The sequence below is a fragment of the Desertivirga arenae genome, assembly GCF_017355785.1.
GTDB lineage: Bacteria > Bacteroidota > Bacteroidia > Sphingobacteriales > Sphingobacteriaceae > Desertivirga > Desertivirga arenae.
Map to the genome: position 1 here is coordinate 606,652 of NZ_JAFEWE010000002.1, position 26,898 is coordinate 633,549.

Consider the following 26,898-nt stretch of genomic DNA (forward strand, 5'->3'; position numbering starts at 1 on the left):
AATATTCTGTACAGGATATTGTACCTTATATTTTTATTGTTTACCTTTAAAAAAACTTGGCATATGCAGATTACAACCTATACAGCTTTTAGGCAGCACTTGAAGTCCTTTCTGGATAAGGTATTAGCAGAGCATTCTCCACTATTTGTAACAAGGGCTAACGGAGAAGACGTAGTTGTCTTATCTAAATCAGATTATGAGAGAATGCAAGAAACCTTCTATTTATTGAAAAGCCCTAAAAATGCGGCAAGGTTATTAGAGGGCATTCAAGAATTGGAGCGCGGCGAGGCTGAAGAAAGAAGCTTATTGGAGGAATGAAAATTCTTTTCACGACTGCAGGTTGGGAAGATTACCTGCATTGGCAACAGTATGATAAGTCCGTGTTGAAAAAGATCAATGCTTTAATTATGGAAATTGAGAGAATGCCATTTGAGGGAACGGGAAAGCCAGAACCGTTAAAACACGATCTTTCTGGGTGGTGGTCCCGTCGGATTAATTTGGAGCACCGCCTTGTCTACAAGGTTGATAAAGATGTTCTCATAGTATTGCAATGTCGTTATCACTATTAGCAGATTGCCTCAAAAACGGTAAAATCTAACCACCTGGTTTTGCTAAAAACTTTATATATTGAATTTTTGCCTAACACGTTTAAAACTATTATATCCAATAAGACAAACTGGATAAAACATCCCTTTAGACTCAAAGAAAACAAAAGCTAAATAATGATTTAGAGAGCTATCGAATGTATCAACTAGGTATATCATTCTTACCGACCTGCTTCTAAAGGTGCAATTCCGCTTGATCCATGATTTCATCTAAAACCTACACTTCAGTGCAAAAAATAAGCCGTCTATGGGAGACAGCTCAAACTAACCAATTATAAACCTAAATTATATGAAAGGAGCTGTAGGGGAAGGAGTCGAACCTTCAAGGAGTGGTTAGCCCATTGCTGGATTTCCCATGATCTCCGCCACCGAGACAAGGAGGTGTGTCTGCCAGTTTCACCACCCTACAGTGTTTAACACTTTTTTTCTGAAGTGTTGATACAAAGATAAAGGGCTCTGATTTATTTTGCAAATATTATAATGAAAAAAGTTATTTTTTATAAAATAGATATTTGCAACTATTTTTATTATCAAACTATTAACACAACCTTACTTTCAACCTCTTTCATTGACAATTTGTTAAAAAAACACTTGTATTAGAGTTCTAAAGCCCTTTATTCAACTAAGACTTTAAATTCCTGTTCGGACCTTCTTTTGCCGTGCCTCCTGTATTTTCGGCGTGAACTCCGGGTACTGTGTCCTTTTCTTCCTTTGCCGTTTTTACCCTCCTTGCCTGAGCCTTTTTCTCCTGATCTTCCTTCGAGAGGGTAGTGTGTGATTCTATCTTCTTGTTCAACTCATGTTCATGGTCATAAGTACCCTGTATATTCTCGGCATTCACACTGCCTTGTTCGTTTCTCATTTTCTTTTCCATAGCTGTATTTTCATTATCTACATCAATTGTCATACCGGAGTTATATCCTTAATGTAATTTCAGATTAGACCCAAACTAAGTACCTTTGCCGGGATATGGCGAAAGTTTCAATAAATATTGCGACAGGCTCTTTACAAAAAGAAGATATTATTGTAGGAATAGATCTGGGTACTACCAACAGTCTTGTGGCCTTTATTAATCCTGAAGGAAACTCTCAGGTAATAAATGATACAGGCAAAGGCGTTCTTGTTCCTTCTGTCGTACATTTCCATCCTGACGGAAGTGTTATTGTAGGGAACGAAGCTAAAGACTTCTTAATTACTGATCCTCAAAATACCATTTTCTCTGTAAAAAGACTTCTGGGCCGTTCTTATCAGGACATCGCTAATTATAAAGATTTCTTCTCGTACAAGGTTATAGACGATAATACGGAAAGCTTAGTTAAAATTAAGGTGGGAGAAAAGTTTTTCACTCCTATCGAGCTCTCGTCATTAATATTAAAGGAGTTAAAGGAAAGAGCTGAACATGCTCTTAAGACTCCGGTAAGAAGGGCAGTTATTACTGTCCCTGCTTATTTTAACGACAGTCAGCGCCAGGCAACACGTGATGCGGGAAAACTTGCTGGATTGGATGTGCTTCGCATTGTTAACGAGCCTACCGCAGCTAGTCTTGCTTACGGCATTGGACTACAACCTGATGAAGAAAAGACTATTGCTGTTTACGATCTTGGTGGTGGTACTTTCGATGTATCTATATTAAAGATTCAAAATGGCATATTTGAAGTATTGTCTACAAATGGAAACACCTTCCTGGGCGGTGACGACTTTGACCGCGCTATTATCGATTATTGGATAGCGCAAAATAGACTCGACAAAAACGAAATCACTGATAATAAGGAATTATCTCAGGCATTACGCTTAAAAGCTGAAGAGGCTAAAAAAGCGTTAAGCTCTCAGAATATTTATAACGGCGCTATTGGTGACATTCCTTGCGCTATAACCAAGGCTAAGTTCGAGGAACTTATCCAATCTAAGGTTCATGAAACGATCACGGCATGTTCAAATGCATTGAAAGATGCAGGACTGAAGGTTTCTGAAATTGACGAAGTTGTAATGGTAGGCGGATCTACCAGAACATCGCTTGTAAAACAGGAAGTTGCTAAATTCTTCGGCCGAAGAGTGAATGATGCCATTAATCCTGACGAAGTTGTTGCATTGGGAGCAGGAATTCAGGCAGATATCCTTGCTGGAAATCGTAAAGATATCCTCTTACTGGATGTTACTCCTCTTTCTTTAGGTATCGAAACGATGGGAGGCTTGATGGACGTGATCATTCCCCGTAATTCGAAAGTCCCTACCAAAGCTGGTCGCCAGTACACAACCTCCGTGGACGGGCAGGTGAACATGAAGATCTCTGTTTTTCAGGGAGAACGCGACCTGGTGAAAGAGAACAGAAAACTGGCAGAGTTTGACCTTAAAGGAATTCCGGCGATGCCTGCGGGACTACCTAAAGTAGATATTAATTTCCTTTTAAATGCTGATGGAATCCTTACCGTGCAGGCCGTAGAATTACGGTCGGGTGTAAAACAGGAAGTGGAAGTTAAACCAACTTACGGGTTGACGGATCAGGAAGTGGAGAAGATGTTATTTGATTCTATCACTTATGCAAAAGATGATGTTTCTCAACGGATGATCATTGAAGCCCGGACCGAAGGGGAACAAATGGTATATACCGCACAACGTTTTGTCGAAAAGAATGGTGAATTCTTAAGCATACAGGAAATTGCAGATACTAACCGTTATGTTGAGGCACTCAAGACCGCCTTAACTTCGGGCGACAAAGATCTAATCCATAAGAAGATTGACGAATTAAATGAGTTCACCCGCCCTTTTGCGGAAAGGGTGATGGACCAGGCCATCAGTCAGGCGATGAAAGGAAAGACAATCTAGGTGTAAAATCAAATCCATTATAGAAAAAACGGACAGCCCTTCATGAGCTGTCCGTTTTTTTATGAACCGGCTATCCTACTTATTCCCTGCACAGTCCATTTGCGTAAGGTTCACTCCGTGAAGGATCACGTCGAACTCGGTCCTTCTATTTAGCTGCTGATCTTCTTCTGAACACGGCACTTCATCCGTACATCTATTTACCAGACGCGACTTACCAAAATACTCCACCTTAATCCGGCTTGCCGGAATTCCCCTTGAAATAAGGTAGGATTTTGCTGCCTCTCCCCTTCTTAACGATAAAGCTTTATTATATTCAGCAGAAGCCCGTGTGTCGCAGTGGCTTGATGTAATGACAGAAATCTCCTTATGGTTCATCATCAACTCAGCCAGTGTATTAAGCGTTGGTTTTGCATCTTCTCTTACTACCGAGCGGTCAAGATCATAGTATATGTTCTTAATGGAGAAAACGCGTTTTAAGGAATCGCAATTTTTGGAAACCCATAATTGGGCTTTCTCCGACTTATCCAACTTAAGGTTAACAGTAATGGTTGAATCTTCGAAGATATTGGTAGTGGTTAAGAAAGCTCTTTTGGTTATGAAACCGGGACTAGAGCCTATGATCTCATAATCTGTTTCTTTATTAAGCTCTTTTGCAAATTCACCTCTTCTATTTACTCTTAACGTGTCTATCCCGTTTGCATAACGCAGATAAACCTGCGCACCGATAGGAGGAACTTTGGTATTACCATCTGCAATTGTTCCCTTAAGGTATACATGAAACTTCTGACGCGTATAATAATAAATATCATCTGAACCGTCCCTGTTTGAACTGAAGTATCCAGACTTGCCATCGGCAGTTCTGATCATACCAAAGTCATCACCAAAGGAGTTAATGGGAGCTCCTAAATTTTTGGGAGCTGATACTGGCAAATAGTCTTTAAGTGCAACCTCGAAGATATCAAGTCCGCCAAATCCAGCATAACCTGTTGAAGAAAATAACAGCGTATTATCGCTAAGGAAATGTGGGAACATTTCATCGCCTTCAGTATTGATACGCGTCCCCATATTTACGGGTCTTGTCCATTTTTTCCCGGCACCGGTCCTAACAGAATAATAAAGATCTACACCACCTTGTCCCCCTGGCATATCTGAAGCGAATACCAGCACCTTTCCGTCTTTACTTACTGCCGGGTGCCCCACCGAATAATTATCGTTGTTATAGCTAAACTCTTCTATCTTGTTCCAGTTAGGAGCTTTGGCAATGTACATTTTAAGCTTAACAACTCCATTCTTACTTTTCCCGGGAACGAGCCCTTTGAAATTATTACGGGTAAAAATAAAAGCACCTTCCGGAAGCATAGCACCCGGCCCTTCGTTAAAAATAGAATTCACTTTACCTTTTACTGCCTGGATCTTCAGGCCGGGATCAGCGTCTTCGGCAAGGTTCTGTAGCCATTCGTGATCGAAATCTACAAGCGTGCGACTGTCGTTGCTTGTGGGTGCAGTATCATCGTCATTAACTTTAATCCTGGCAGAAGCCTTAGCAGCTGCTCCAGCTTTACCTCCTTCTGTACGAAGGGCGCTTAGATCATCCGTGAAATACAGATCTGAATAAGGCTTTTGGTTCCATCCGAAGACAGGGTTCACTAATTTCGACTCGAGCCGGTTACTACAGAATAGCAAGCCTTCTTTATAAAACATAGGAGCGTATTCGTCAGCGGAAGAACTCAACTTTGTCTTCTCGACTTTCCATTCGGCATTATCCTGATTGGAAAAGATCCCAGATTTTACAAATGCCTTCGCTCTCTTATCAGCAGGAACCATTTTAAGATATTTCCTGTACCAGTTCTCTGCCAGCTCATACTTCTGATTATTTGAAAGGGCTTCCGCGTAGTGAAGAGCCCAGACAGGTTTAGGATCATCCTGCTTACTGAGCTTTTCAAACCATCTGAGCGACTCTTTATATTTCCGAAGGTTCCTGTTGCTGTAAGCCATCATTTCAATAGCTTTAACATTTGTAGAATCTTCCTCCATTACCATATCAAGATATTTTATGGCAGCAACGTATCGCAGGTCTTTATACTCTTTCTCTGCCATCCTAAGCTGGGTCTTCAGCTTGGACTGGGCTGATGCAGAATACCACTGAAGCAAAATGAAAGAAAGAACTAAGAGTTGTATATATTTTCTCACGACTATCAGCTATTAAAAATACCTCGGACTTATTACACGATTGCGTTCTAGTCCCAATTCGAACCTTAGCATTATTTCATGACTCCCTGAGTTGTAACTTTGCAGGTCTGTTAAACTGTGATCATAAGCATAACCTACCCTTATCTGAGGGCTAACCTGAAATTCTACCATTCCGGAAACATCTGCGTTTGTTCTGTATTGAGCCCCAATGGAAAAAGTATTACGGATCCAGAGGTTGGCATTTATATCTCCTTCCAGTGGTGCGCCTTTCACCGCTTTCACAAGAAAGGAGGGTTTTAATTTAAAATCTTCGTTAAGGGAGAAAACATATCCTCCCATCAAAAAGATATGGCTGAACTGCCTGTTATTTTTTGATTGCTCGCCACTGTAACTTGGCATTACGTTCTGCATCAATTGCGGAGATGATAAACCCAGATAGAATTTGTCGGAATTATAGTAAACACCAGCGCCCACATTGTAAAAATTGGTATTGGCATTATTACCAAAAGCGACATCATTAGAGGGGCCGTAAGGTTCTAACTGAACGCCCGTATAGTTAGCCCTGAACTGGCTTATTCCACCCTGCAATCCGAAGGAAAGACTTGCACGGTCCATGCGTATACGATAGGCATAAGTACCAACGATTCCGGTAGTTGACATGATCCCTATCTTATCTTTAAAGACCTGTAATCCCAGGCCCACCTTCTTCCTGTTAATTGGAGCATCTATAGTGAAAGTGGTCGTTCTGGGAGCACCTTCAATTCCAGTCCACTGAGACCGGATGAGCGTAGTTGCAGACAAAACATTCCTGCTTCCGGCATAAGCGGGATTAATAGAAAGCGTATTGAACATATACTGGGTATACATTGCTTCTTGCTGAGCAAATAATTTCTCCCCGCTTAGTAGCATTGTTAGAATAACAGTCGCTAAAATTATCTTCCTCATTATCTGTTCAGTGTTATAGAGCCCGTAAATTTCTCTGTACCATCTAATACGATGATGTAAAAGTAAGTACCAGGAGGCAGATCCTGACCGAGATAAATACCTTCCGTACATCTGCCATTCCAATCGTTTTGATAATCGTTCGATTGATAAACCCGGTTGCCCCAACGATTAAAGATCTGCATAGCGATCTTACGGTTATTTGCGTTTCTGATTACGAACAAGTCGTTCGTTCCATCATTATTAGGCGAGAAGCCCTGAGGAATGAACAAGCCCGGGAAACGCAACTCCACCAAGGTAGGGTCTCTGGGTGAAACATCTCCATCACCTGCAGGATCTGGTTTAGTTCCTGAGGTTGACTGGTCCCTTACCTTTGTTGTTCCTGATGCCGGGTTAGCTTCTGTAAAGGCTGTATTTACAAATACCCCGTCTTTGTCTAATAACTTTACTGTAAGAGACAATTCCACTGTTGCCGTTCCTCCCGCAGCTAATTTACTTTGGGCTTTATTAAGCAGTTCAATATTTGAAAAGCCATTGAAAGAATTATTTACCGCAAGGGTACCTTGAGCTGTTAATGATTTAATGATGAATTGGGCATTAGTAAATGCCAAACCGATATCGTCGGTAAGGCTAATGTTCTGCAGTTCTTCTGCACCATAATTCTTGATGGTAAAGACATACATAACTTCGAAAGAGTTATTAGGACCAGGAACAACACTTGCCAGTTGCTTTGCTAGTCCGATAGCCGAAGATGCCGAGCCCTTACCTACAGCAATAGTAATTGTCTTCGGCGCCGAAGTTCCTTTTTTCTTCGCATCGTTATCATCAATGGTATATTGAAAACTTGCGGTTCCGCTAAAGCCTGATGCAGGAGTGAATATCCAAATCCCCGGGTTGGCCGGATCTGCCGTAACTGTTCCGCCTGATAAATTCGGACTAAGAATTTTCACACTGGCCAGGTTAACCGTACCATCAAGATCGTTTGTCAACGCTGCGATATTGATATTTAAAGGTGTATTAACACCTGTTGTCAAATTCGCCTCAGTACCAATCGGAGGATTATTAATATGGATGGTGACATTGATAGGGGGAGTTAGCTTGCCATCATATAAATTGATTAGCTTATAAGTGAACCTGTAGTCGCCGTAAAAGTCCTTATTAAAATCCAATGGCTCATATTTTAAACTACCATTAGGGTTAATAGTAATTCCGGCCATCTGGGGATCAGCTACTGCCCAGTTGGTATTCACCCCGTCGTTTGCCTTTACATCCATAATCGGAACTTCCTGATTGGTCAGAGTAGCATACTCATCGGCAACTCCTGCGGGGGTTTCCTTTACCACAATGGTGATTTTACCAATGTTAGACTCCACCCCGAAATTATCTTTCACCGTATAATTGAAAAGGGTCGCTCCTGCTGTACCTGCCAAAGTGAACTTTACTCCATCGGATTGAATGCTTGCTGAAGCTGCATTTCCTGATACCGGAGTAAGCTTGAGGGTTGCTTTATCTATGGTTTTCTTGCCGGTTATGGTAGCCAGTTTGGCAACGATATCTTCAACAAAAGCTGGATCATCCTGATATCTTTCAATGGTTGTATCCCTTACTGTCGGTCTTACAGGAACAGGAAGAGTAACACTGGTCGGACTTTCAAGGAAATAACTGGAAGCGTCTTTACCATCGTAAGAATTATCTGTTGTATATCTGTTATTACCGATAATTTTAGAGAAAAGGGCAAATTCAGCTTTTGTATTGGCGGTATTGGAGATGGTCCAGTTAGTTGTCCTGGTGAAAGGAACATTTACCACAATTTCGATGCTATCTGTCTCACCAACGTTAAGCCTACTGGCAGCGATATTTAGAACCTGAGTACTAACCGTGTCCTGATCATTGATCTTCTTTCCGGTGAAAGAAGGATTTAATACCAGAGATCCTGTTGCGCTTAACTTTCTAAAGCTCTTAATACTAAAGCTGTTTCCACCCACTGCTTTAGAAAGATCATCAAAAAGACTAACATTAGAAAGAACCATCTGATCAGCAGCCGTGAAATCCGGTGCAGATAAGGTTGGGTTAAGGTTCTTTATATATAGCTTATAAGTGATATCATAGCTTGAATTCTCGGCTTCGGTAAAGCTCGCACTTTTAGCAAGTCCGATAAGGGGCTTTGGATAAACTTTCACTTTCACTTTAGCTTCCTGGGAACGAAGCCCTCCTCTGTCTTTAAGGTAATAAGTGAAAAGATCATTCCCTATGTAATCTTTGGTTGATGTATACAGATATCTTCCTAACGTAGGTTGTATTCCCGAGTCGCCATTATGGCTCGGAAGAATAGTTCCGGGGAATATACGGGTCTGGAAATCCGTTATCGGCTCATCGCGGTCTGGATCAGAGTCATTATCTAAAAGATAAAAAGTCACCTGGGTGTTGGTGGTGATGTAATAGGCAGATTTTGGATCATCACTAGGATCATCTTTTGCTTCTGGTGGATAATTGATCTTGATTGTTACAAGAATTTCATCAGATTCTTCAGTTCCATCATTGATTACATATGTGAAGGAATCACTTGTGCTTCCTTTCACTGGTACATAAGTAAATTTCCCTGTAGCATCGTCCCAGAAGAAATTAGATGGGTGCGTATTAATTACATTGGGAAAAGTTTTCCGCTCGAATTTAACATTTGCAGCATCCGCATCATTAACCGCAACACTAAATTCAGTAAGTCTTTCATCTATATTTACAATTGCAACATCAGGTAATCCGACAGGTCTCTTTTTCACTATTATAGATACTGTAGCAGCGCCTGATTTCAAACCTCTCTCGTCCACAACGTAATAAGTAAAAGAGTCAGGTCCTGTATATCCATCTTTTGGGGTATAGGTAACTAACCCGGTGATGCGGTCTACACTTAAAGTTCCTCCTTGTACTGATGTAATACTGTTTAAAAAAACTTTGTCTTTAGGGATAAAATGCCCTACGTCAGCAACATCATTTTCCAATACATCGATAACTTTTACCTTGTTACCTTTGGTACTATTACTATAAGATATAATAGGACCGTCATTATTAGCTACCGGTGGATTAGAACGCAGGTCGTAAGTATTAATCTGAACATTTCTGATTTCGTGGATATTTTTGGAATCTCCAGTAGAGGAAGCAATACCATACATTAGCATTGGTGGAGGAGCATATGTATAGGGATGTTTATCTATTAGGGTATAACGTTTAGGCGTTGGCCCCCCCACTAATATTTTAACAGTTAACAAGTATCCGTTCTTACTATCACCGTTAATCCTTTCCATATCAATAAAACACTTCCGATAGCCAACGGTCAAGGAGTCTACTGCTCTTTTTCCGGAGTGTATTTCAAAGTTATATGGTGCTTCATTAGTTTGAACGTTCTTGACAAACTCGTATCCACTGTATTCAGGGCCTCTGACTGTGATTGAGTTACGTGGGGGTGGCAGAAAACCGTTAGGGGGCAGACCAGTAGTTCTACCATCTCTATTTATTTTAAAATTTCCGTACTCGTCCATACCCACCCCGATATATCCCCCGACTAAACCAGGGGTATAAGTCTTATTGAAATCATAGGGAGCATAACCTAAAGAACCTCCAAATCCCCCGATTTGAAAACTACCATTATTGACAGCATTCGCATCAAACAGGAAGAAAGTTATCCCGTCTGCTCCAGCATCCCCTCCATCATAGGTAAAATACTCGAAACGAATTGAAAAACCTTGAGAGGAGGTGAACGGTGTCTTACAATAAATATATCCTTTTTGATTATACTCAGATCTCGTTAAACGGAGAAAACCTTCACCTTCCGCGTCCTTTACCTCACCAGAACCGGCAGTAAGAAATGACTTTTTCGGGTCTCCCTCAAAGACAATATCATTATCCTTAATGTAAGAATTTGTGAAGGTTTCGTTATAGGTGAATGGGGTAACCTGTGCAAACACAGATCCCAAACATCCAACAAATAACAGGAATAGTAAGTATTTTCTCATAAAGTATTCCCTAAAGGAAGATGGTTAAAATTTACCGTCAATGCTTGTTTTATAAACTCATCAAAAGCGTTAACAAAGGATTTGATCCAATCCCAAAAATTAAACCAATGGTGTTATCAAAGGCAAATATAGCTTGAGCCAGGCTCAATTGAACAAAATAATTAATATAATAAACCACCAGTTTAATTTCTCCTGCAATCTCCATCTTGTAATATCCCATTTACGCTCTTATACAGGTATTCAACCTCAAACAAACCCAAAAACTGTGGATTTTTTTTCTCACTCTTTTGTAACATTGTCTTCATCAGTATCGTATTGCCCTTAAAATCAACAATTAGGACCGGACCGGTATGTTGGCACACATTTGGTTTTTGAAAATGACCTCGGGGAAAACTCTAATTGTAAAAATTAATACACTATCTACGCACATATACGTTAACTTTACCTCTTATTTTGGGGCTTTATAAAAACATGATTAAACTAGGGAAAAGACTTTTTCTAATATTTATCTTCCTTTTCAGCCTGCAACACGTTAATGCCCAAGAAAGTATGATGAACGAGATATCATACGTTTACATGGAAAAATTAGTTGCAGTTGCTTTGGAAAATTACCCCAGAGTAAAATCAGGGGAAAGCAGGATCAAGATTGGAGAAGCGAACATTGCAAAAGCAAAACTAGGCTGGATAGCACCGGTCAGTTTGTCTTGGGTACATTCTCCGTCTAATTCATTAAATATCTTGAATCCAACTTTTTTCAGTGGGTATCAACTAGGGGTGTTCTTCAACGTAGGTAGTTTCTTTCAAACGCCTTTCAATGTAAAGGGTGCGAAAGAGGAACTGAAAATCACTAAAAACGATATTGCAGAGTATCAATTAACACTTTCTACAGAAGTAAAAAGAAGATATATAGGTTATATTCAGGCCATGAAATTGGTTCAGGTAGCATCAAAAGCGGCTATCGATGCACAAACGGATGCTGCGCTGGTAAAGTATAAGTTTGAGAGAAGCGAAGTAAATATGTCTGAATATAATAATACCTTAGACCGGCTCGGAGCTCAAAACCTAGCAAAAATAAATGCTGAAGGCGGATTGCTTATTGCAAAAGCCTCTTTGGAAGAGCTTCTTGGAGTTAAATTAGAAGAGGTAAAATAGATGGAGTTAGCGAAGTTTTTTAATTTCTTATACAAGCACATCATCGTTATCATCATTATACCGATCGTTACGGTAGCGATAACGTATTTTCTGGTTAGAAACCTTCCCAATACCTTTGTTGCCAAATCTCAAATATCTACCGGACTTGTAGATCGTTCAAATGACGCAGTGGTAACTGAACAAACAGCACCACAACAACAAGAGATCGATCAAACCTTCAGCAATATGATCCAGCTGATCCAATCCAATAATGTGTTGGATATGGTAGCATATAAATTTATCCTTCACGATCTTAAGGACCCTGCTCCCTTCAGAAAGCCTAGTCGCTTTTTAAGCGGTTTAAGTGCAGCAGACAAACGTAAAGCCATTAGCGGTTTTGAGAGCAGATATAGGAACCGCCAACCACTGACCCTGGTGACTCCCGAAGAGGAGCTTTTGAACGGGATCCTGGGATCTATGAATTATGACTCGGAATCTTTAAGGGGGAAATTACAAGCCATCCGGGTGGGACAAAGTGACTTCATTACCATCGAGTTTTCTTCTGAGGATGCTAAACTTTCTGGCTTTGGGGCTAATGCTGTAGCTTCTGAATTTATCACCTATTATGCTGCCAAGGTTAAGGATGCGGATCGAAAATCTGTAACTTTCTTGTCTAATCTACTTCAGGAGAAACAAAGGAACTTGAACGACAAGATGAATCAATTGAAGTCGTACAAGATTCAAAATGGAGTACTTAACCTTCCTGAACAGGCAAAGATCCTTTATCAGAGAATGATTGAGGTGCAAAGTAACCGTGAACGTACGGACAAGGAGATTATTTCTTATGCAGGTACAATTAACGATATTAACAGCAAGTTCACCCCAAGGGAAAGAAAATACCTGGAAGCAACCACTTCACGTGTAAACTCAGACATACTTGCTTACAGGGAGCAGTTGCAGGCGCTTACTGACGTTTTTATCAGAGAAGGTTTTGATAACAACTATAAAGACAGCATGGACTCTCTGCGTAGCATCCTGAATGGCAAAGTTGAGGAGTCAGTAGAGGAAAACATATTCAATCCACTTGCGGCCAAACAGGATCTGGTATCCCAGAAAATTAATATGGAAACGCAATTGGATATTGCAAAACACAGTGTTGCTTCTTTACAAAAAGAGCATAGGTCACTGACATCACAGTTTTCGCGACTTGTACCTTTCGAGGCGATCATTCAAAGCTACGAAAGGGATATCGATATTGCGAGTCAGGAATACCTGGACATCCTCGACAAATACAACCTTTCTAACATCCAGAGCAATTTCTCAGTTAAGCTGAAGCAGAGCCTTTTCGCTCTACCTGGTGCGGCAATTCCGTCTAAAAAGATGCTGCTGGTTATTATCAGTGGAATCGTGGGCTTTGCCTTTGTGGTTTTTGTACTTTTCATTCTATTCTTCTTTGATACAACGGTTACGCAGCCAAAAGAGTTGGCTAATGCTTCAAAGTTCCCAGTTTTAGGATATATTGAAAAACTTCATACATCAACCACTGATGTTCATAGCTTGTGGAACTGGAATAAGGGTGGATTTAAAGATCAGTTACGGTCTATCCGGTTTGAAATCAGTTCGGAGCTTGACTCAGAGCCACTTCTTGCTTTGCCAGGGGCAGAACTTACTGTGGCAAATCCGCAGCTTCTTCAGCAGTCCTATCCAAAAAACACCAACTTACTGAGCATTACCAGTTTTTCGAAGGGAGAAGGTAAAACTTTCCTATCCATAAGTCTTGCCTATGCCTTTGCATTAACAAACAAGAACATTCTCCTTATTGATGGTAATTTTTCCAATCCCACACTGACGAGATCTGTTAACGCAGAGTTTTACTTTGAAGACTTTCTTCTGGATAACATTTTTGAAACCGATTTCAAGAGAAGGGGTATAAGTGTTTTGGGCAACAAAGGAAATGATGCCTCTCTATTAGAGATCACTAGTCAGGAACGCTTAAGAGATAAAATCTCTCAATTAAAATCTAGCTTTGACTATATCATGGTAGAGATCCCATCGCTTGAATATTTGGATAAAGCAAAAGAGTGGTTTTTGTTCACCGATAAGGTGGCAGGCGTTTTTCAGTCGAACCGTAAGTACGGCAATAAGGAAACAGTGGCCAACGACTATCTGCATGCTTTGAACGACCATAAATTCATCGGCTGGATTATAAATAAGGTAGAAATAACCAAGCCTGAAAAGAAGAAAGGCTGGTTCAAAAAGAAGAAGCATGAATCCTATAGTTAGTACCCTTTGGAATTTAGTCCAGGCGATCATTGGCTTTAACCTGATCTTTCCATTACTATTGCTCTTCATTGCTACTTTAGCCAGGAAAAAGAAACCAACCAGGCAGCAGAAGCAGGAGGCTGACTATGCCATCATTGTAACTGCATACCTATATACAGAAAGTCTTCATTCGGTTGTTTCGTCAATTTTAAAGCTGAATTATTCCAATTACTTCATCTATATCGTAGCAGACAATTGCGACATCAGCAATCTTCATTTTGATAGTGACAAAGTTGTTCTGCTAAGACCGGAAACCGTTTTAGCGAGCAATACCCGCTCTCACTTCTATGCTATCAGGAATTTCAGAAGGGCTCATGAGCGACTGACCATTATTGATAGTGACAACCTGGTTGAACCGGAGTACCTGAACAACCTGAACGTATACTTTGATCAGGGATTTGAGGCAGTACAGGGAATCAGGGAGGCTAAGAACCTTGATACTACTTATGCACGCCTGGACGGAGCCCGAGATATTTATTATCATTATTACGATGGTAAGCAGTTGTTTGACGCTGGCTCTTCTGCAACTTTAGCGGGTTCAGGGATGGCCTTTACTGTTGCCTTATACCGTGAGTGCCTGGAGCAGAAGGACATTGTGGGAGCAGGCTTCGATAAGATCTTACAGTCGGAGATCGTGAAAAGGAATAAGCGCATCGCTTTTGTACCCGACGCTATCGTTTTTGATGAGAAAACTTCCCGTTCGGATCAGTTGGTCAATCAACGGGCACGATGGATCAATACCTGGTTTAAATACTTCCGGTTTGGTTTCACCCTAATATTTAAAGGCATTGCTAACTTCAGTTGGAACCAGATCTTGTTTGGTATCGTGTTATTACGACCTCCTTTGTTTATCTTCCTGATCCTTGGATTACTTATGATGTTTGCCGATATCTTTATCGACCCTATGATGGCGATTTTATGGGCAGGGGGATTTATCGCTTTCGTTACAGGTTTTATTATTTCGCTGAAGCGTTCTCATACCGATCCAAGGATATACAGTTCTCTTGCAGGAATACCTAAATTCGTATTCTTCCAATTGATCTCCCTGGCTAATATATTCAGAGCCAATAAACGGTCGGTTTCCACTCAGCATTTTCATACAGAAACCGAAATAGAAAAAACACTTGAGGAACAGAAAGTTTAAGCATCATGAAAATCCTTCCTGAACTAAAAGATAAGTTTAATAAGATCCCGGATGAGAACAAGTTGCAGTACATACTTGCAATAATTTTAGCTGCAGGTACTACTTATATCTGGTTCATTAAAATCCTGTTTCTTTAATGCGAACCAACCCAGATACCACTTATGTACGTCCTGCTGGGAAACCTGATATATTTTATCAGAAACAGGAGAAATCTAACAAGTTAAAAGACCTGTTCATTCAGTATGGCTGGCCCCTAGGGATCCTGATGCTTTTGCTTGGAGGCGCTGGAATTTCCTTCATTGTGGTATCTAAAGGATCATCGATAGGTTTACTGCTGATTGCTGTGATGATAGCCATCCCGACAGTACTGGCCGTAATTGCCATTCCCGAATTCGGGGTGATCGTACTCCTGATCATGGCTTACTTTATCATGTTCTTATTGCGACTGATCAAGGGCTATCCTTTGGGAACCATTATGGACAGCCTGGTGTACCTCCTCTTTGCAGGCTTTTTTTTAAAACAGAAATACGAGAAGAACTGGAAAATATTCAAAGGGCCGATCTCCATGATCATCCTAATCTGGTTTTCTTATAATATCCTTCAGGTGGGCAATCCATGGGCAGGTTCGCGAGTTGCCTGGCTTTATACCGTACGCTCGGTAGGTATCTTTACCCTTACCTATTTTATCTTCGTTTATAACATCAGAAGAATTGAGTTCATTCGGATCATTTTTACGGTCTGGATGTGCGTATCAATGTTTGCGGCACTGTATGCTACTAAGCAGGAATACTTCGGATTCTTTGATTTCGAGCAGGAAGAGCTCAACGACCCCTTGGTAATGCTACTGCTGTTTATTAACGGACAATGGCGTAAATTTTCCATTTTCTCTGATCCCGTAGCTTTCTCCTATAACATGGTAGCCAGTACCTTATTCTGTTTTGCAAGGGTAATCGGGCCTTATAAGAGGAATACTCGTATTGGATATGGTCTGATGGGAGCTTTCTTCATTTCAGCAATGCTTTACTCAGGAACCAGGGGTGCCTATGTACTGATTCCTGCAGCCCTGGCATTGTATCTGGCAATGAATATCAGTAAGTCGACACTTCTTTATGGGTCTATCGGCGCAGTATTCTTTCTGGCATTGATAAACGTTCCAACTTCGAACGTTACGCTTTATCGTTTCCAGTCGGCCTTCAAACCTTCCGACGATGCATCTTTCAACGTTAGAAAAATGAACCAGAAGCGGATTCAGCCCTATATACTTAAGCACCCTTTAGGTGGTGGACTTGGAGGATCCGGCGCTTCCGGAGTAAAATATGCGCCTGGTACCGAAATCGCAGGTTTCCCTCCCGATAGTGGGTACGTGCGGGTTGCGGTAGAGATGGGTTCTATTGGCCTTATCCTGTTCTGTACGATGATGTTCATTGTACTGAAGGAGGGTATTAAGAACTATTTTCTAATCCAGGACCCCGAGTTGAAAAACTATTGTCTCGCAATGGTACTGGTTGTTTTTGCGATAAACTTCGGAAATTACCCGCAGGAGGCGCTGGTGCAATTTCCTACCAGTATCTATATTTATCTGTATATTGCCCTTATTAATGTCACTAGAAGGCTCGATCTGGAGAAAAGGGGAATCACCAACGAGCCAGCTAAGAAAGTATTGATGCTTCGCCAATAATCATTCTATGTCGGTTACTGAAAAAATTAAAAGCAATCCTGCTTTAAAGAAATTCGTGCATCGCCTGCTTATTCCAAAAAATGAATACAGCCCCAGGCTTTGGGTAAAACTATTTCTTAATCCACTAAAACACAAAAGAGGAAAAGGATCTAAAGTGCGCTATAATACCCGGATGGATATCCTTCCTTTTAATGATTTTCAGCTGGGAGCATACTCCACGGTAGAAGAATTTGCGACAGTTAATAATGGAGTCGGAGATGTGATCATCGGACAAAAAACTATTATTGGTATAGGTAATGTGATCATCGGACCAGTTACGATCGGAAACAATACCATGTTTGCCCAGAATATTGTTGTGTCGGGATTGAACCATGGGTATGAAGATGTAAGCATGCCACCAAGTGAACAGAAGGTGAGTACTAAACCGATTGTTATCTCAGATAACGTATGGATTGGAGCTAATAGTGTTATTACCGCTGGTGTTACTATTGGAAAGCATTCGGTTGTTGGAGCTGGAAGTGTGGTCACCAAGAGCATTCCTGATTACTCAGTAGCTGTTGGCAATCCGGCGAAAGTGGTGAAGAAGTATAATTTCGAGACAAAAACCTGGGAAAGAGTTTAGCATCAATGGCCTTAGAGAATAAACATATTTTTATTCTGGGCACTGCGAAGTTCGACGGTCCCTACGAGTCTACCAGTTATACTGTCGCCAAGTATCTGGCGAAAAATAATAAGGTTTATTATATAGAGAATCCCTATACCTGGAAGGATTACTTCAGGGAGAAAGGACAGGAAAGCTTCAACCGGAGGAAGGATTACTTCAAATCTTCCTCTGATGGTTTGCTGAGCACCTCTATTCCCAATTTAAAGATAGTTATCACTCCTCCCCTCCTTTCGATCAACTTTCTTCCGGAGGGCTTTATTTATCGTCAGATATTGAAGATCAATGAGGCTATCATTGCAGAGCGCATAAAAAAGATCAACAAGCAACAGGGGGTTAAAGAGTTCATCTATATAAACTCCTTCAACTTCCACTATCCTAATATTGCAGACCTTACGAAGCCTGCACTATCGGTATACCAGTGCGTTGATCCGCTTATTATTGATTTTGACCTGAAACACGGAACAACTTCAGAGCCCATAGTAGTTAAAAAGAGTGATCTTGTAGTTTGTACAAGTAAGCAGCTTTTCAGGGAGAAAAAAGAAGTAAACCCTTCTACTTATTTTGTGGCCAATGCTGCAGATATAAGTCATAGCAGCAAAGCACTGGATGAGAACCTGAAGGTCCATCCTCAAGTAGACGCTATTCCATCGCCGAGAATTGGGTATTTCGGCAATGTAGAACGCAGAATGGATTTTCCTCTAATACAGGAAGTGGCTAAAGCAAACCCCGATAAAAACTTTGTATTTGTGGGCCCGGTGTCTCCTGAATTTATACCTGATTGGTTTTATAAAACCCCCAATATTCATTTAATTGGAAGGCAGCCTTACGACCTTATGCCTTCGATCATTAAGGGTTTTGATATTGCCATGATCCCTTTCAAGAAGGACGACGTGAGTGCTACTATCTTCCCACTTAAACTGTTTGAATACCTCGGTGCAGGAAAACCAGTGGTGGCAACCGACTTTAACCCGGACCTAAAGGAGTTCACGCAAGATGTAGTTGAGTATTGTGCAGACAGCGCCTCATTTACAGCGGCAATTAAAAAAGAATTGCAGGCTAACGAAGCAATGCAGATTGAACGAAGACTAAAAATTGCTGAAGAAAACACCTGGGACAATAGACTAAAAGGCTTTTCCGAACTTTTAGCCACTTATCTCGTAAAACGAACGTCTCAAGATCTTAAAAATATTTATCATGTCTATTAAAGTACTGTTTGATCATCAAAAATTCACCACACAGCGCTACGGAGGGATCAGCCGGTATTTTGCTAATATTATTAACTCAATTAAGAAAACTTCAGATTACGGGTATGATTTAGGGGTTTTAACCAGCAATTGCCATTATATACAGCAGGAAAAACTTCCTCTAAACTTTCTCGGACCTAAGGTTTCCAATCCTTCTGTAGCATATAAGCTGAATAAATTCTATTGTGAACAACTTTTAAAGAAATCCAACTTTGATGTTTTTCATCCCACGTACTACGACAAATACTTTATAGATAAAGTTAAAAAGCCTGTAGTTGTGACTGTTCACGACATGACTCACGAAAGACTTCCTGAATACTTTTGGGCCCAGGATCCCTTAACTCATGAAAAAAGGTTGAATATAGAGAGGGCTGATAAGATCATTGCCATTTCGGAAACAACCAAGGATGATCTTTTGAAATTCTCTAATGTTGACCCATCCAAGATAAGCATCGTTTATCACGGGATTGAAACCACTACCCCACTACTTACTACACCGGTAAATAATCTCCCTGAACAATACCTCCTCTTTGTCGGAGATCGCGGAGGATATAAAAATTTCTATTTATTTATTGAAGCATTTAAGATCCTTTCGCAGAAGTACCCTGATTTGAAGGTTGTACTTACCGGAGGTGGGGCTATTGGGATAGCAGATGCAGAGCTATTACACCGTAATAATTTGCAAAGCAAGGTACAACATGTTAATGTTAGCGACGAACAACTAAACTATCTGTACAAGAACGCCTTTGTGTTTGTGTACCCTTCCCTCTGTGAAGGATTTGGACTTCCGCTATTGGAAGCGTTTAAAGCAGAATGCCCCATTATCGCCAGCGATATTGATTGCTTTAAGGAGATTGGAGGAGATGCCGTATTACTATTTAAAGCGCTTGAAACAGAGGATCTGGTAGCGAAGGTGGAAATGCTGCTGCATGATTCTTCTTTGAGAAGCCAGCTGGTTCAAAATGGCTTAAAACGATTAATGGATTTTCCTATCGAAAAATCCATCAATGAAACATTGGAAATATATAAAGCTTTGGCCTAGGCCTTAGCTTTTTTATCCGGAACTGCAGACCTATTTTTCCTCTACCTGCGAACCTGAATCTGAAGATTTTTCAAATACGTCGCACCAGATAAATTTATCCGTCATAATACCTTTAGGATGCTCAGCTCCTATACGAAAAGCCATCCAGTTCTTAGGAGCATACACCGTATTTTTCTTAGGTGACAGATATGCCGCCCACCAGGCAAAAGTACTATTTGATATAATAGCGATATCAGCGTTCTGAATGATTTGAAAGTCTGTTATCTCGTCGTTCTCAGAGAAAATGTAATTCGGTTTAAGAGGGAACAAGCTTTTTACAAAAGGAACATCATCACTAACAAAGATCACTTTATAGCTATCGATGTCTTTGATGTGCTTTAGCCTTTCCACAAAATACTCTCCAGGCAAAGAAATATCCCTTTTCTGGTAGTTCATGTAATCTGTACGGCGAATATGGACTGCGATGGTTTTATTATTCCTGTATAGATCGCCAAACTGTTGAAAGAAAGCGTTCCTGTATTTGTCCTTGACTTTAATATTTAACCCTCCAGAGATCCTTTTTAGATACCAGTCTGATTGAAAATAGCCATAATGCATAGTGAAATTCTCCACCACCCGTTCCCGGGGATGAAATAAGTTTTCAATATACACAGGTTTGAAATTAATCACCTTGGGGATGACCCTGGTAAAAGCCGAGTAGAGCTTAGAATCAAGGGTTAGATTATGATAGAACCCAAGATCGAAATACTTGGCAATCTTAGCATGATGAGGATTCGGAAAGAAGAATACCTTATCCTTATGATTGGACTTAAGGTACAGTAGGTAAACGTACTGAAACAATTGATTTCCTAGCCTTCCTTTAAAATAAACGCCAACCATACACTTTACTTCTTTAAGAGATACTTATTAATAAACTCGGGATAAAACTTGATCGCATAGGCAAAAGAATTCAAGGCATTGACCTTTAGCTCCCGGTACAAGATTGCCTGTGCAATAATGAAGCCTACAATATTACATATCAAAGTTGCATAAGCTGCACCTAAAACTCCGAATTCGCGGATGAAAAAATAATTTAATACAAGGATAAGACAGGTATTGAACAACACTATGAAAAATGTCGTGCGTGTTTTTCCTATCGAATCTAAGATCACTCCTGATTGCCTGCCAAAGCAACCGAAAATACAATACAACAGGGTTATGTTTAAGATGGGAACTGAGTCGTTATATTTATCGCCAGCCAGCAATTCTATAATTATACTGTTGAAAAGATACAGGAAGATCAAGGCTGGCATTACAATAGCCAGCAGCGCTCCTACTGATTTTTCATATAAGTATTTAACAGCATCCCTCCCCTCGGTTTCAATTCGCTTTGCGCTTTGAGGAAAAACGATCGTTGCGATAGCATTGGTAGGTATGTCTACCAGGTTGGTGATACGAACTGCAATATTAAACGCCCCGGAAGCTGCAGGAGAAATAATACCAGCAAGCATCCATTGATCAATAGTGCCTGAAAGGATAGAACTTATGTTTGTAGCGAAAGAAAACTTTCCGAAATTAAATATCTTCTTAATCCACTCTAAATTGAATACGTAGCTGAAGTTTAAATATCCGCGAACGAAGTACCAGGCGACTCCAATACTAGCCACGGCACAGATCATCTGAACATAAACCAGAGAGATCAGGTCAGTAGTGAACTTAAAAGTAAAGTTTACAGCAATGAACAGCAGAAGGATCGTAGAACGAACAAGATTGCTTGCAAAAACCCCTTTGTAAGAAAGATTGGCTTGCTCTATACAATTCAATTGTGTTAGTACACCGGATAATAAAAAGGTGATATTATATAATCTGAACATAGGCTCCAGTTCAGGAGCTTTCAGCTTCTCAGCAAGATAGCCGGCAAAAATTAGATTTAACAGTACACAGAAAACAGTTATGGTACCGCTGATAGTCACTGAAGCTGAAACGATCTTTGAATGTTCTTCCTGTTTAGCCCCGGAAATAAACTTAATGAGTGCGCTTTGAATCAAACCATTCCTCACGATCTCCTGTATGGTTACCGCCTGAAGATACAATCCCCACACCCCAAACTCGTGCTTACTTAATAATCTAACCAGCAGATAAAAAGTAGCCAGGTTTATAAGTGTTCCCGAGAAATTTTGGATTATATTAATTAAGCCCGATTTGAGCCAATATTGGTCTTTTGCCATGATCGCGTTAATGAGATTTCGGTTTAATAACTATATATAATGTTGTTGTACATAGCTAATCAACTGTTCGTCGTTTTTCGCATGGTAGATGGCAGCGTTTGAAAATTGAGGATATAACTTTTGGTAACAATTGAAGTAATGTTCCGGGCCTTGCTTGGAAAGGATAATATTTGATCCTCCAAAATAGCTGGCTAATGTTGCAGTACCTCCATGAATAGAAAGGAACTTACTGGCATTAGCATAGACCATGAGCTGTAAATGATTGAAATTCCTCGCTCGGGCTTTGTTCTCCTTGAACAGATCTTCCATCAGGATAACTTCCGGAAACTCTTGCTGAATCCATTCATAATCATTTAGCTCATAAATATCACTATTATCCATGGTGATATTTTGGGGCCTTGGCCGGTTATAAATAATCGTATACTTATCCTTAAGGCTTCTTATAATCTTATCTAATACCTCGATACTGAAAAAGCTGATTGGAGGGCCATCCCATTCCATGTTATAACGGTTGGCAATCATCAGGATTGGTTTTTCGAACTTGTATACATCATTCGCATAAACCTCCTTAAGCGGCACCGGCTCCCACTTACTCATATCATAATCATGACTATATAAAATCCGTGGGATCTCGAAATCATAATTACCCTCATTGGTCCTGGTGTCAAATTGCTCCTGATGATCTGGAGAAAAGAAATAAAGCTCCTTCGTATATTTGGATGCCACCGTTTTCTTCAGGGTTCCGTTCTTGTAGTGCCAGTAGGCGAAGGGAAGGGCAAATTGAAGCTCAGGGGCAAATTCACCCTGAAAAGCAACAACTTTATAAGGCTTTTTGAATAGGTAATCTTTGAAGAAATACTTGACTTGTCTGAAGCGGCAATGATACGTGTCTCTTACAAAATATTTAAGTTCTGCAGGAACCTCCCGATGACGTAGAAAGACAATCAAACTAAATATCTTGTTCAGTATTTTTTCAAACATATTAATTCAAATAAAGCTTGAAAGGTAAGCCTTCCTGCTTCTGTAAATATTAAGCTAAAAATGATAATCGTAATTGAAGCGTAAATGCCGGTAAAGGTGTCTTAAAGCACTTATTGCCCAGCTATTACTTTCTCTCCAAAAATTCCTTTTCATTGTTGACGGCTCGGTAGATGAGTTAACCTGATCAAATAAATCGTTGTAATCTTCATAAAATAAAGCTTTACCTTTATTCTTCAGGAATGCCATCATCATCCGGTATTCTGTCACATCTCCTTTAACACCTTCACAATATCTTCCAAATTTAGTGAGGAAGTTACTTCTTCTTAAATGTGGATGATCGCTATAGTAATAAAACTTGCGATATGTACCTGTTACACTCCACCAATTAAATACCATTTCTGAGAAGCCGTTGCCAAAAGGCTTCAATGATGGATATTTAAAATAGGCATAGTACCTGACCATATCGAACTCGGGATGAGTTTCCATAAACTCATGTGAAAATTTCAATTTCTCAAGGAAAAGTGCCTTCGGAACAAAATCTTCCTGTACATAAAGGGTATAAGGTGTTTTAACAGCTTCCTGCCCTTTGTTAATATTGTTCCCTAATCCCTTATTTTCAGGAGTAGTCACTAAATTGAAGCTGTAATCCTTCTGCAAACTAAGAAGGCATGACATGTGTTCAATTTTACTGCCATCATCTGAAACTACGATGTCTTCAAACTGATACCCCTGGTCTTTAAATGATCTTAAAAGCCTCTCGAGCGATTTACTCCTATTATAATGAGTAATTAATAAAGTAATTCCCTTAAAGTAATAACTGCTACTCATTATCTTGAATAATAACTAACGACACAAGTTAAATGTGAAATTCTAAATATGTATAATGTTACCCATTTTCCATCCTCTCCGTTGTTCCATCACTTATACGGCAGGTTGAACTGAAACGTTATACTTTAGTTAAAATATTTTATCAGACTACAACAAACCCTTTGGGTGGGAACTCGTCATCGTCTTTAACCCCTTTATTATCTAAGCCCTTAGCTTGTTTATTGCTGGTGGAAGGAGTAAAATGCAAGTCGAAATTAAACCTTAACAATCTGTACATTTCCCTCATCATCAAAACCAGCGGATTACCGCTTTCCCGCCACTTATTCCTGGTTACAGTACTTGGTTCATTGGAGGTGTTGACCTGATCGAAAAGATCCTGATAATTCTCATAGAATAAAGCTTTTCCTTTTTTCTGTAAAAAAGAGAACATCATTTTATACTCCGTCCTTTCCACCTTGATGCCTTCGTGGTAACGTCCAAATTTGTGAAAGAAGTTACTGCGTCTGAGATGAGGGTGATCGCTATAATAGTAGAACTTCTTATATCCCCAGGCCCAGGGCATAGCATTAAATATCATCTCTGAAAAGCCATGTTTATAAGGTTTGAGATATGGATACTTGAAATAGGCGTAAAACCTGACCATATCAAACTGTTGATCTTCCTCTAAAGCGGAAAGCGCTTCTGCAAATTTCGTTTTAAACAAAGGTTTAGGAACAAAGTCTTCCTGTACATAAAGTGTATAAGGAGTGTTAACCGCGTCCTGCCCTTTATTTATATTATTTCCAAGCCCTTTATTAACCGGGGTAGTTATCAGACGAAAAGAAAACTGCTCCTGTAATTTTTGAATATAATTAATATGTTCAGGCTTACTGCCATCATCTGAAACAACAATGTCTTCAAACTGGCAGTCCAATTTCGTAAACGAGCGGAGCAGGCGTTCGAGTGATAAGCTTCGGTTATAATGCGTAATTAAAAGCGTTACTGAGTTAAAGTACATCTTTCTTAGCTAAAAATCTTCAAGATCCTTTTCTTTATTTTGTTTGCGGCCTTTCTCATCAGACGGTTATATCCGCTAACCGGTTTATGGCCTTTCCAGGCTGTTTGGTTCAGGTACTTATAGAATTCATCTTTAAAACTTTGCTGAGAGCGGTAATTTTTAAAGATAGGTTTTATATCTAAGAAATGAATGATAAATGGGTTTTCACATGCATCATTGGCAAACCAGTTCCATCTCGGGTCTAATTCAGCCCACTGGTTATACAAAGCTACGTTAAGTCCGTACTGATCTGCGAAATTTACATGCTTCATATTGTCGTACATCGCCTGCAGAACTTTATTCGTTGTGCCCTTTTTACGCCACGTTTCCGTATTGACAACTAATAATCCGGCGTTAAAGTACTTTGCCTCGGGATCCATACCAAGTTCTTTCCAGTTCGGCACTCCTCCCCAATCACAGCTTACGATCTTTCCAATATCCTGAACAGCTCCTATCAGAGCATCTCCGATATCAACATTCCAAAGTTTCGAAATATCCTCCTGTACAATCATATCCACATCAAGGTAAAGAATTTTCTTTACAGATTGAGGAACAATATGAGGACCGAAAAGTCGGAGATATGTGGTTAAGGGAAAGGCTGTATGATCCACAGGGATCTTTACATTTTCAGGAACTACACCTTTGCTTGGGTGCCAGTGTAAGGTGGTGGTATTAGGATTTATTGACGCCTGAATCCTGGTCTTATTTCGCTTTGAAATCCCGTCATCAATTATATAAAAGTCGAGTTTCTCATTCGTCTTATGATTCACTTCAACTGATTTAATTAATGCTGCAAGAAGAAGGGCATAGTGATTATCACTTGCGGCAACAATAGAAATTGAACTTTCCAAACTCAGGGCTTTTATTTATTAGGTAAAATTAACTACTTTTTTTCGATTTTCTAAAACAATTCGACTATATATCTGTGAACCAAGCAATGAAACAAGAATTTTTGTGAAAGTATAATTAAATCCTAGTCCCACAAAGAAGTCCGAGACAGACTTATCTTCCTTCATTAAAGAGCCTTACTAAATTCATTTTTGAATTTAAGCACCTTCAAACAAAGCATTTAATGCGTCTGTTCCTTCTGTAATTTAAATATAATCAGATATACTTATGCGCTGGATAGGACGTAAAGAAAGTGGAAATATTGAAGACAGAAGATCAGGAGGTGGCGGACTGGCCGTAGGCGGTGGGCTCACAGCTATCATAGCCTTGATCTTTTCTGTATTAACAGGACAAAACCCTTTGGAATTAATAGGACTTACCCAACAGGGTGGTGGGCAGCAGGAGCAAACAGACGCCCCTCTTAGCACTTCCAGGGAGAATGACGAGGCAGGGCACTTTGTTGCTGTTGTTTTGGGGGACACGGAAGATGTATGGGATTCTCTTTTCAGGGCTTCCGGTCAAACTTATCAGAAGCCGACGCTGGTACTTTTTAGCAACTCAGTAAGCTCAGCCTGCGGTTCTGCAAGCTCAGCAACTGGTCCCTTTTATTGCCCGGGAGACGAAAAGCTATACATTGATCTGGCTTTTTATGATGAACTTAAAAATCGTTTCAACGCTCCCGGCGATTTTGCTATGGCCTATGTGGTAGCTCACGAGGTTGGACATCACATCCAAAACTTACTAGGGACCAGCGGCAAGGTGGATCAACTGCGTAGTCGCCTAAGTAAAGAAGAATACAATAAGCTTTCTGTAAGGCTCGAACTTCAGGCCGACTTCCTTGCCGGGGTATGGGCGCACCATGCGCAGCAGAGTAAAAACATACTTGAAGAAGGAGATATAGAGGAAGCTCTTAATGCCGCAAATGCTATCGGAGATGACAAGCTGCAACAAGAAGCTCAAGGATATGTGGTACCAGACGCTTTTACCCACGGCACTTCCGCACAGCGAATTCGCTGGTTCAAGAAAGGTTTTGAAACGGGAGATATCAACCAGGGGGACACTTTTTCTGCAACCAACCTATAGTTTATGGTACAATTTGTAGGGGATAGTAGACAAAACACAAACCAAACCATAAGAAGAGATAGCAAACAAGAAGAGATTTTTAT

At 40.3% G+C, this 26,898-nt stretch carries 23 protein-coding genes and 1 tRNA gene; 12 read left to right on the top strand and 12 right to left on the bottom strand.

Annotated features, from left to right (window positions below; all coding sequences use genetic code 11):
• The first annotated feature begins 63 nt into the window (after positions 1 to 63).
• Both J4N24_RS06590 and J4N24_RS06595 read left to right on the top strand, forming a co-directional pair.
• Positions 64 to 318 carry a type II toxin-antitoxin system Phd/YefM family antitoxin gene (locus J4N24_RS06590; protein ID WP_207532863.1) on the top strand — a complete coding sequence of 85 codons (255 nt, stop codon included), beginning with the start codon at positions 64 to 66 and terminating at the stop codon, positions 316 to 318.
• Positions 315 to 569: a Txe/YoeB family addiction module toxin gene (locus J4N24_RS06595; RefSeq protein ID WP_207532864.1), complete on the top strand. Its 255-nt coding sequence runs from the start codon at positions 315 to 317 to the stop codon at positions 567 to 569. Before J4N24_RS06590 ends, J4N24_RS06595 begins: the two co-directional genes overlap by 4 nt.
• A gap of 335 nt (positions 570 to 904) precedes the next feature.
• On the opposite strand, the gene J4N24_RS06600 is transcribed toward J4N24_RS06595, so the two are convergent.
• Positions 905 to 1,014: transfer RNA gene (locus tag J4N24_RS06600), tRNA-Asp, on the bottom strand.
• Positions 1,015 to 1,227: 213 nt separating this feature from the next.
• On the bottom strand, positions 1,228 to 1,512 hold the full coding sequence (locus tag J4N24_RS06605) for a hypothetical protein (RefSeq protein ID WP_207532865.1): 285 nt from the start codon (positions 1,510 to 1,512) through the stop codon (positions 1,228 to 1,230).
• A gap of 62 nt (positions 1,513 to 1,574) precedes the next feature.
• Between J4N24_RS06605 and hscA the strand changes: the two genes are divergently transcribed.
• Positions 1,575 to 3,428: a Fe-S protein assembly chaperone HscA gene (gene hscA / locus J4N24_RS06610; protein WP_207532866.1), complete on the top strand. Its 1,854-nt coding sequence runs from the start codon at positions 1,575 to 1,577 to the stop codon at positions 3,426 to 3,428.
• A 75-nt stretch (positions 3,429 to 3,503) separates the two neighbouring features.
• On the opposite strand, the gene J4N24_RS06615 is transcribed toward hscA, so the two are convergent.
• The 4 genes from J4N24_RS06615 to J4N24_RS06630 are packed head-to-tail and all read right to left on the bottom strand — an operon-like array spanning position 3,504 to position 10,787.
• Positions 3,504 to 5,618: an OmpA family protein gene (locus J4N24_RS06615; RefSeq protein ID WP_369806201.1), complete on the bottom strand. Its 2,115-nt coding sequence runs from the start codon at positions 5,616 to 5,618 to the stop codon at positions 3,504 to 3,506.
• Positions 5,619 to 5,630: 12 nt separating this feature from the next.
• Positions 5,631 to 6,563 (bottom strand): PorP/SprF family type IX secretion system membrane protein, encoded by a 933-nt coding sequence (locus J4N24_RS06620; protein ID WP_207532867.1) that lies wholly within the window; start codon positions 6,561 to 6,563, stop codon positions 5,631 to 5,633.
• On the bottom strand, positions 6,563 to 10,567 hold the full coding sequence (locus J4N24_RS06625) for an Ig-like domain-containing protein (protein WP_207532868.1): 4,005 nt from the start codon (positions 10,565 to 10,567) through the stop codon (positions 6,563 to 6,565). The genes J4N24_RS06620 and J4N24_RS06625 overlap by 1 nt, the downstream gene beginning before the upstream one ends.
• Positions 10,568 to 10,616: 49 nt before the next feature.
• Positions 10,617 to 10,787: a hypothetical protein gene (locus tag J4N24_RS06630; RefSeq protein WP_207532869.1), complete on the bottom strand. Its 171-nt coding sequence runs from the start codon at positions 10,785 to 10,787 to the stop codon at positions 10,617 to 10,619.
• Between the two features lie 329 nt (positions 10,788 to 11,116).
• On the opposite strand from J4N24_RS06630, the gene J4N24_RS06635 reads away from it, so the two are divergent.
• From J4N24_RS06635 to J4N24_RS06665, 8 genes are read left to right on the top strand one after another with little or no spacing between them, the layout of a single operon-like run.
• Positions 11,117 to 11,719: a TolC family protein gene (locus tag J4N24_RS06635; protein ID WP_207532870.1), complete on the top strand. Its 603-nt coding sequence runs from the start codon at positions 11,117 to 11,119 to the stop codon at positions 11,717 to 11,719.
• Positions 11,720 to 13,981, top strand: coding sequence for an exopolysaccharide transport family protein (locus J4N24_RS06640; RefSeq protein WP_207532871.1), 2,262 nt, complete (start codon positions 11,720 to 11,722; stop codon positions 13,979 to 13,981).
• Positions 13,965 to 15,164 carry a glycosyltransferase gene (locus tag J4N24_RS06645; RefSeq protein WP_207532872.1) on the top strand — a complete coding sequence of 400 codons (1,200 nt, stop codon included), beginning with the start codon at positions 13,965 to 13,967 and terminating at the stop codon, positions 15,162 to 15,164. Before J4N24_RS06640 ends, J4N24_RS06645 begins: the two co-directional genes overlap by 17 nt.
• Positions 15,165 to 15,169: 5 nt before the next feature.
• Positions 15,170 to 15,301: a hypothetical protein gene (locus J4N24_RS25685; RefSeq protein ID WP_256439355.1), complete on the top strand. Its 132-nt coding sequence runs from the start codon at positions 15,170 to 15,172 to the stop codon at positions 15,299 to 15,301.
• Complete coding sequence (locus J4N24_RS06650) at positions 15,301 to 16,842, top strand: O-antigen ligase family protein (protein WP_207532873.1); 1,542 nt, start codon at positions 15,301 to 15,303, stop codon at positions 16,840 to 16,842. The genes J4N24_RS25685 and J4N24_RS06650 overlap by 1 nt, the downstream gene beginning before the upstream one ends.
• Positions 16,843 to 16,849: 7 nt before the next feature.
• Positions 16,850 to 17,464: an acyltransferase gene (locus J4N24_RS06655; RefSeq protein WP_207532874.1), complete on the top strand. Its 615-nt coding sequence runs from the start codon at positions 16,850 to 16,852 to the stop codon at positions 17,462 to 17,464.
• A 5-nt stretch (positions 17,465 to 17,469) separates the two neighbouring features.
• Positions 17,470 to 18,711: a glycosyltransferase gene (locus J4N24_RS06660; protein ID WP_207532875.1), complete on the top strand. Its 1,242-nt coding sequence runs from the start codon at positions 17,470 to 17,472 to the stop codon at positions 18,709 to 18,711.
• A complete protein-coding gene (locus tag J4N24_RS06665) occupies positions 18,701 to 19,792 on the top strand; it encodes a glycosyltransferase family 4 protein (RefSeq protein ID WP_207532876.1) in 1,092 nt (363 codons plus the stop codon). Before J4N24_RS06660 ends, J4N24_RS06665 begins: the two co-directional genes overlap by 11 nt.
• A 30-nt stretch (positions 19,793 to 19,822) precedes the next feature.
• Here J4N24_RS06665 and J4N24_RS06670 read toward each other — a convergent pair whose 3' ends face one another.
• From J4N24_RS06670 to J4N24_RS06695, 6 genes are all read right to left on the bottom strand, one after another.
• Complete coding sequence (locus tag J4N24_RS06670; protein WP_207532877.1) at positions 19,823 to 20,671, bottom strand: alpha-1,2-fucosyltransferase; 849 nt, start codon at positions 20,669 to 20,671, stop codon at positions 19,823 to 19,825.
• Positions 20,672 to 20,676: 5 nt separating this feature from the next.
• Entirely contained in the window at positions 20,677 to 21,999 is a 1,323-nt protein-coding gene (locus J4N24_RS06675; protein WP_207532878.1) for a flippase, read from the bottom strand.
• Between the two features lie 30 nt (positions 22,000 to 22,029).
• Positions 22,030 to 22,980: a hypothetical protein gene (locus J4N24_RS06680; protein WP_207532879.1), complete on the bottom strand. Its 951-nt coding sequence runs from the start codon at positions 22,978 to 22,980 to the stop codon at positions 22,030 to 22,032.
• 54 nt (positions 22,981 to 23,034) lie between these two features.
• Positions 23,035 to 23,808 (bottom strand): glycosyltransferase family A protein, encoded by a 774-nt coding sequence (locus J4N24_RS06685; protein WP_207532880.1) that lies wholly within the window; start codon positions 23,806 to 23,808, stop codon positions 23,035 to 23,037.
• 142 nt (positions 23,809 to 23,950) lie between these two features.
• A complete protein-coding gene (locus tag J4N24_RS06690) occupies positions 23,951 to 24,805 on the bottom strand; it encodes a glycosyltransferase family 2 protein (RefSeq protein ID WP_207532881.1) in 855 nt (284 codons plus the stop codon).
• A gap of 5 nt (positions 24,806 to 24,810) precedes the next feature.
• Positions 24,811 to 25,695, bottom strand: coding sequence for a glycosyltransferase family 8 protein (locus J4N24_RS06695; RefSeq protein ID WP_207532882.1), 885 nt, complete (start codon positions 25,693 to 25,695; stop codon positions 24,811 to 24,813).
• A 265-nt stretch (positions 25,696 to 25,960) separates the two neighbouring features.
• Between J4N24_RS06695 and ypfJ the strand changes: the two genes are divergently transcribed.
• The gene (gene ypfJ / locus J4N24_RS06700; protein ID WP_207532883.1) at positions 25,961 to 26,815 is read left to right on the top strand and encodes a KPN_02809 family neutral zinc metallopeptidase; all 855 of its coding nucleotides are present in this window, start codon (positions 25,961 to 25,963) and stop codon (positions 26,813 to 26,815) included.
• Positions 26,816 to 26,898: the final 83 nt, after the last annotated feature.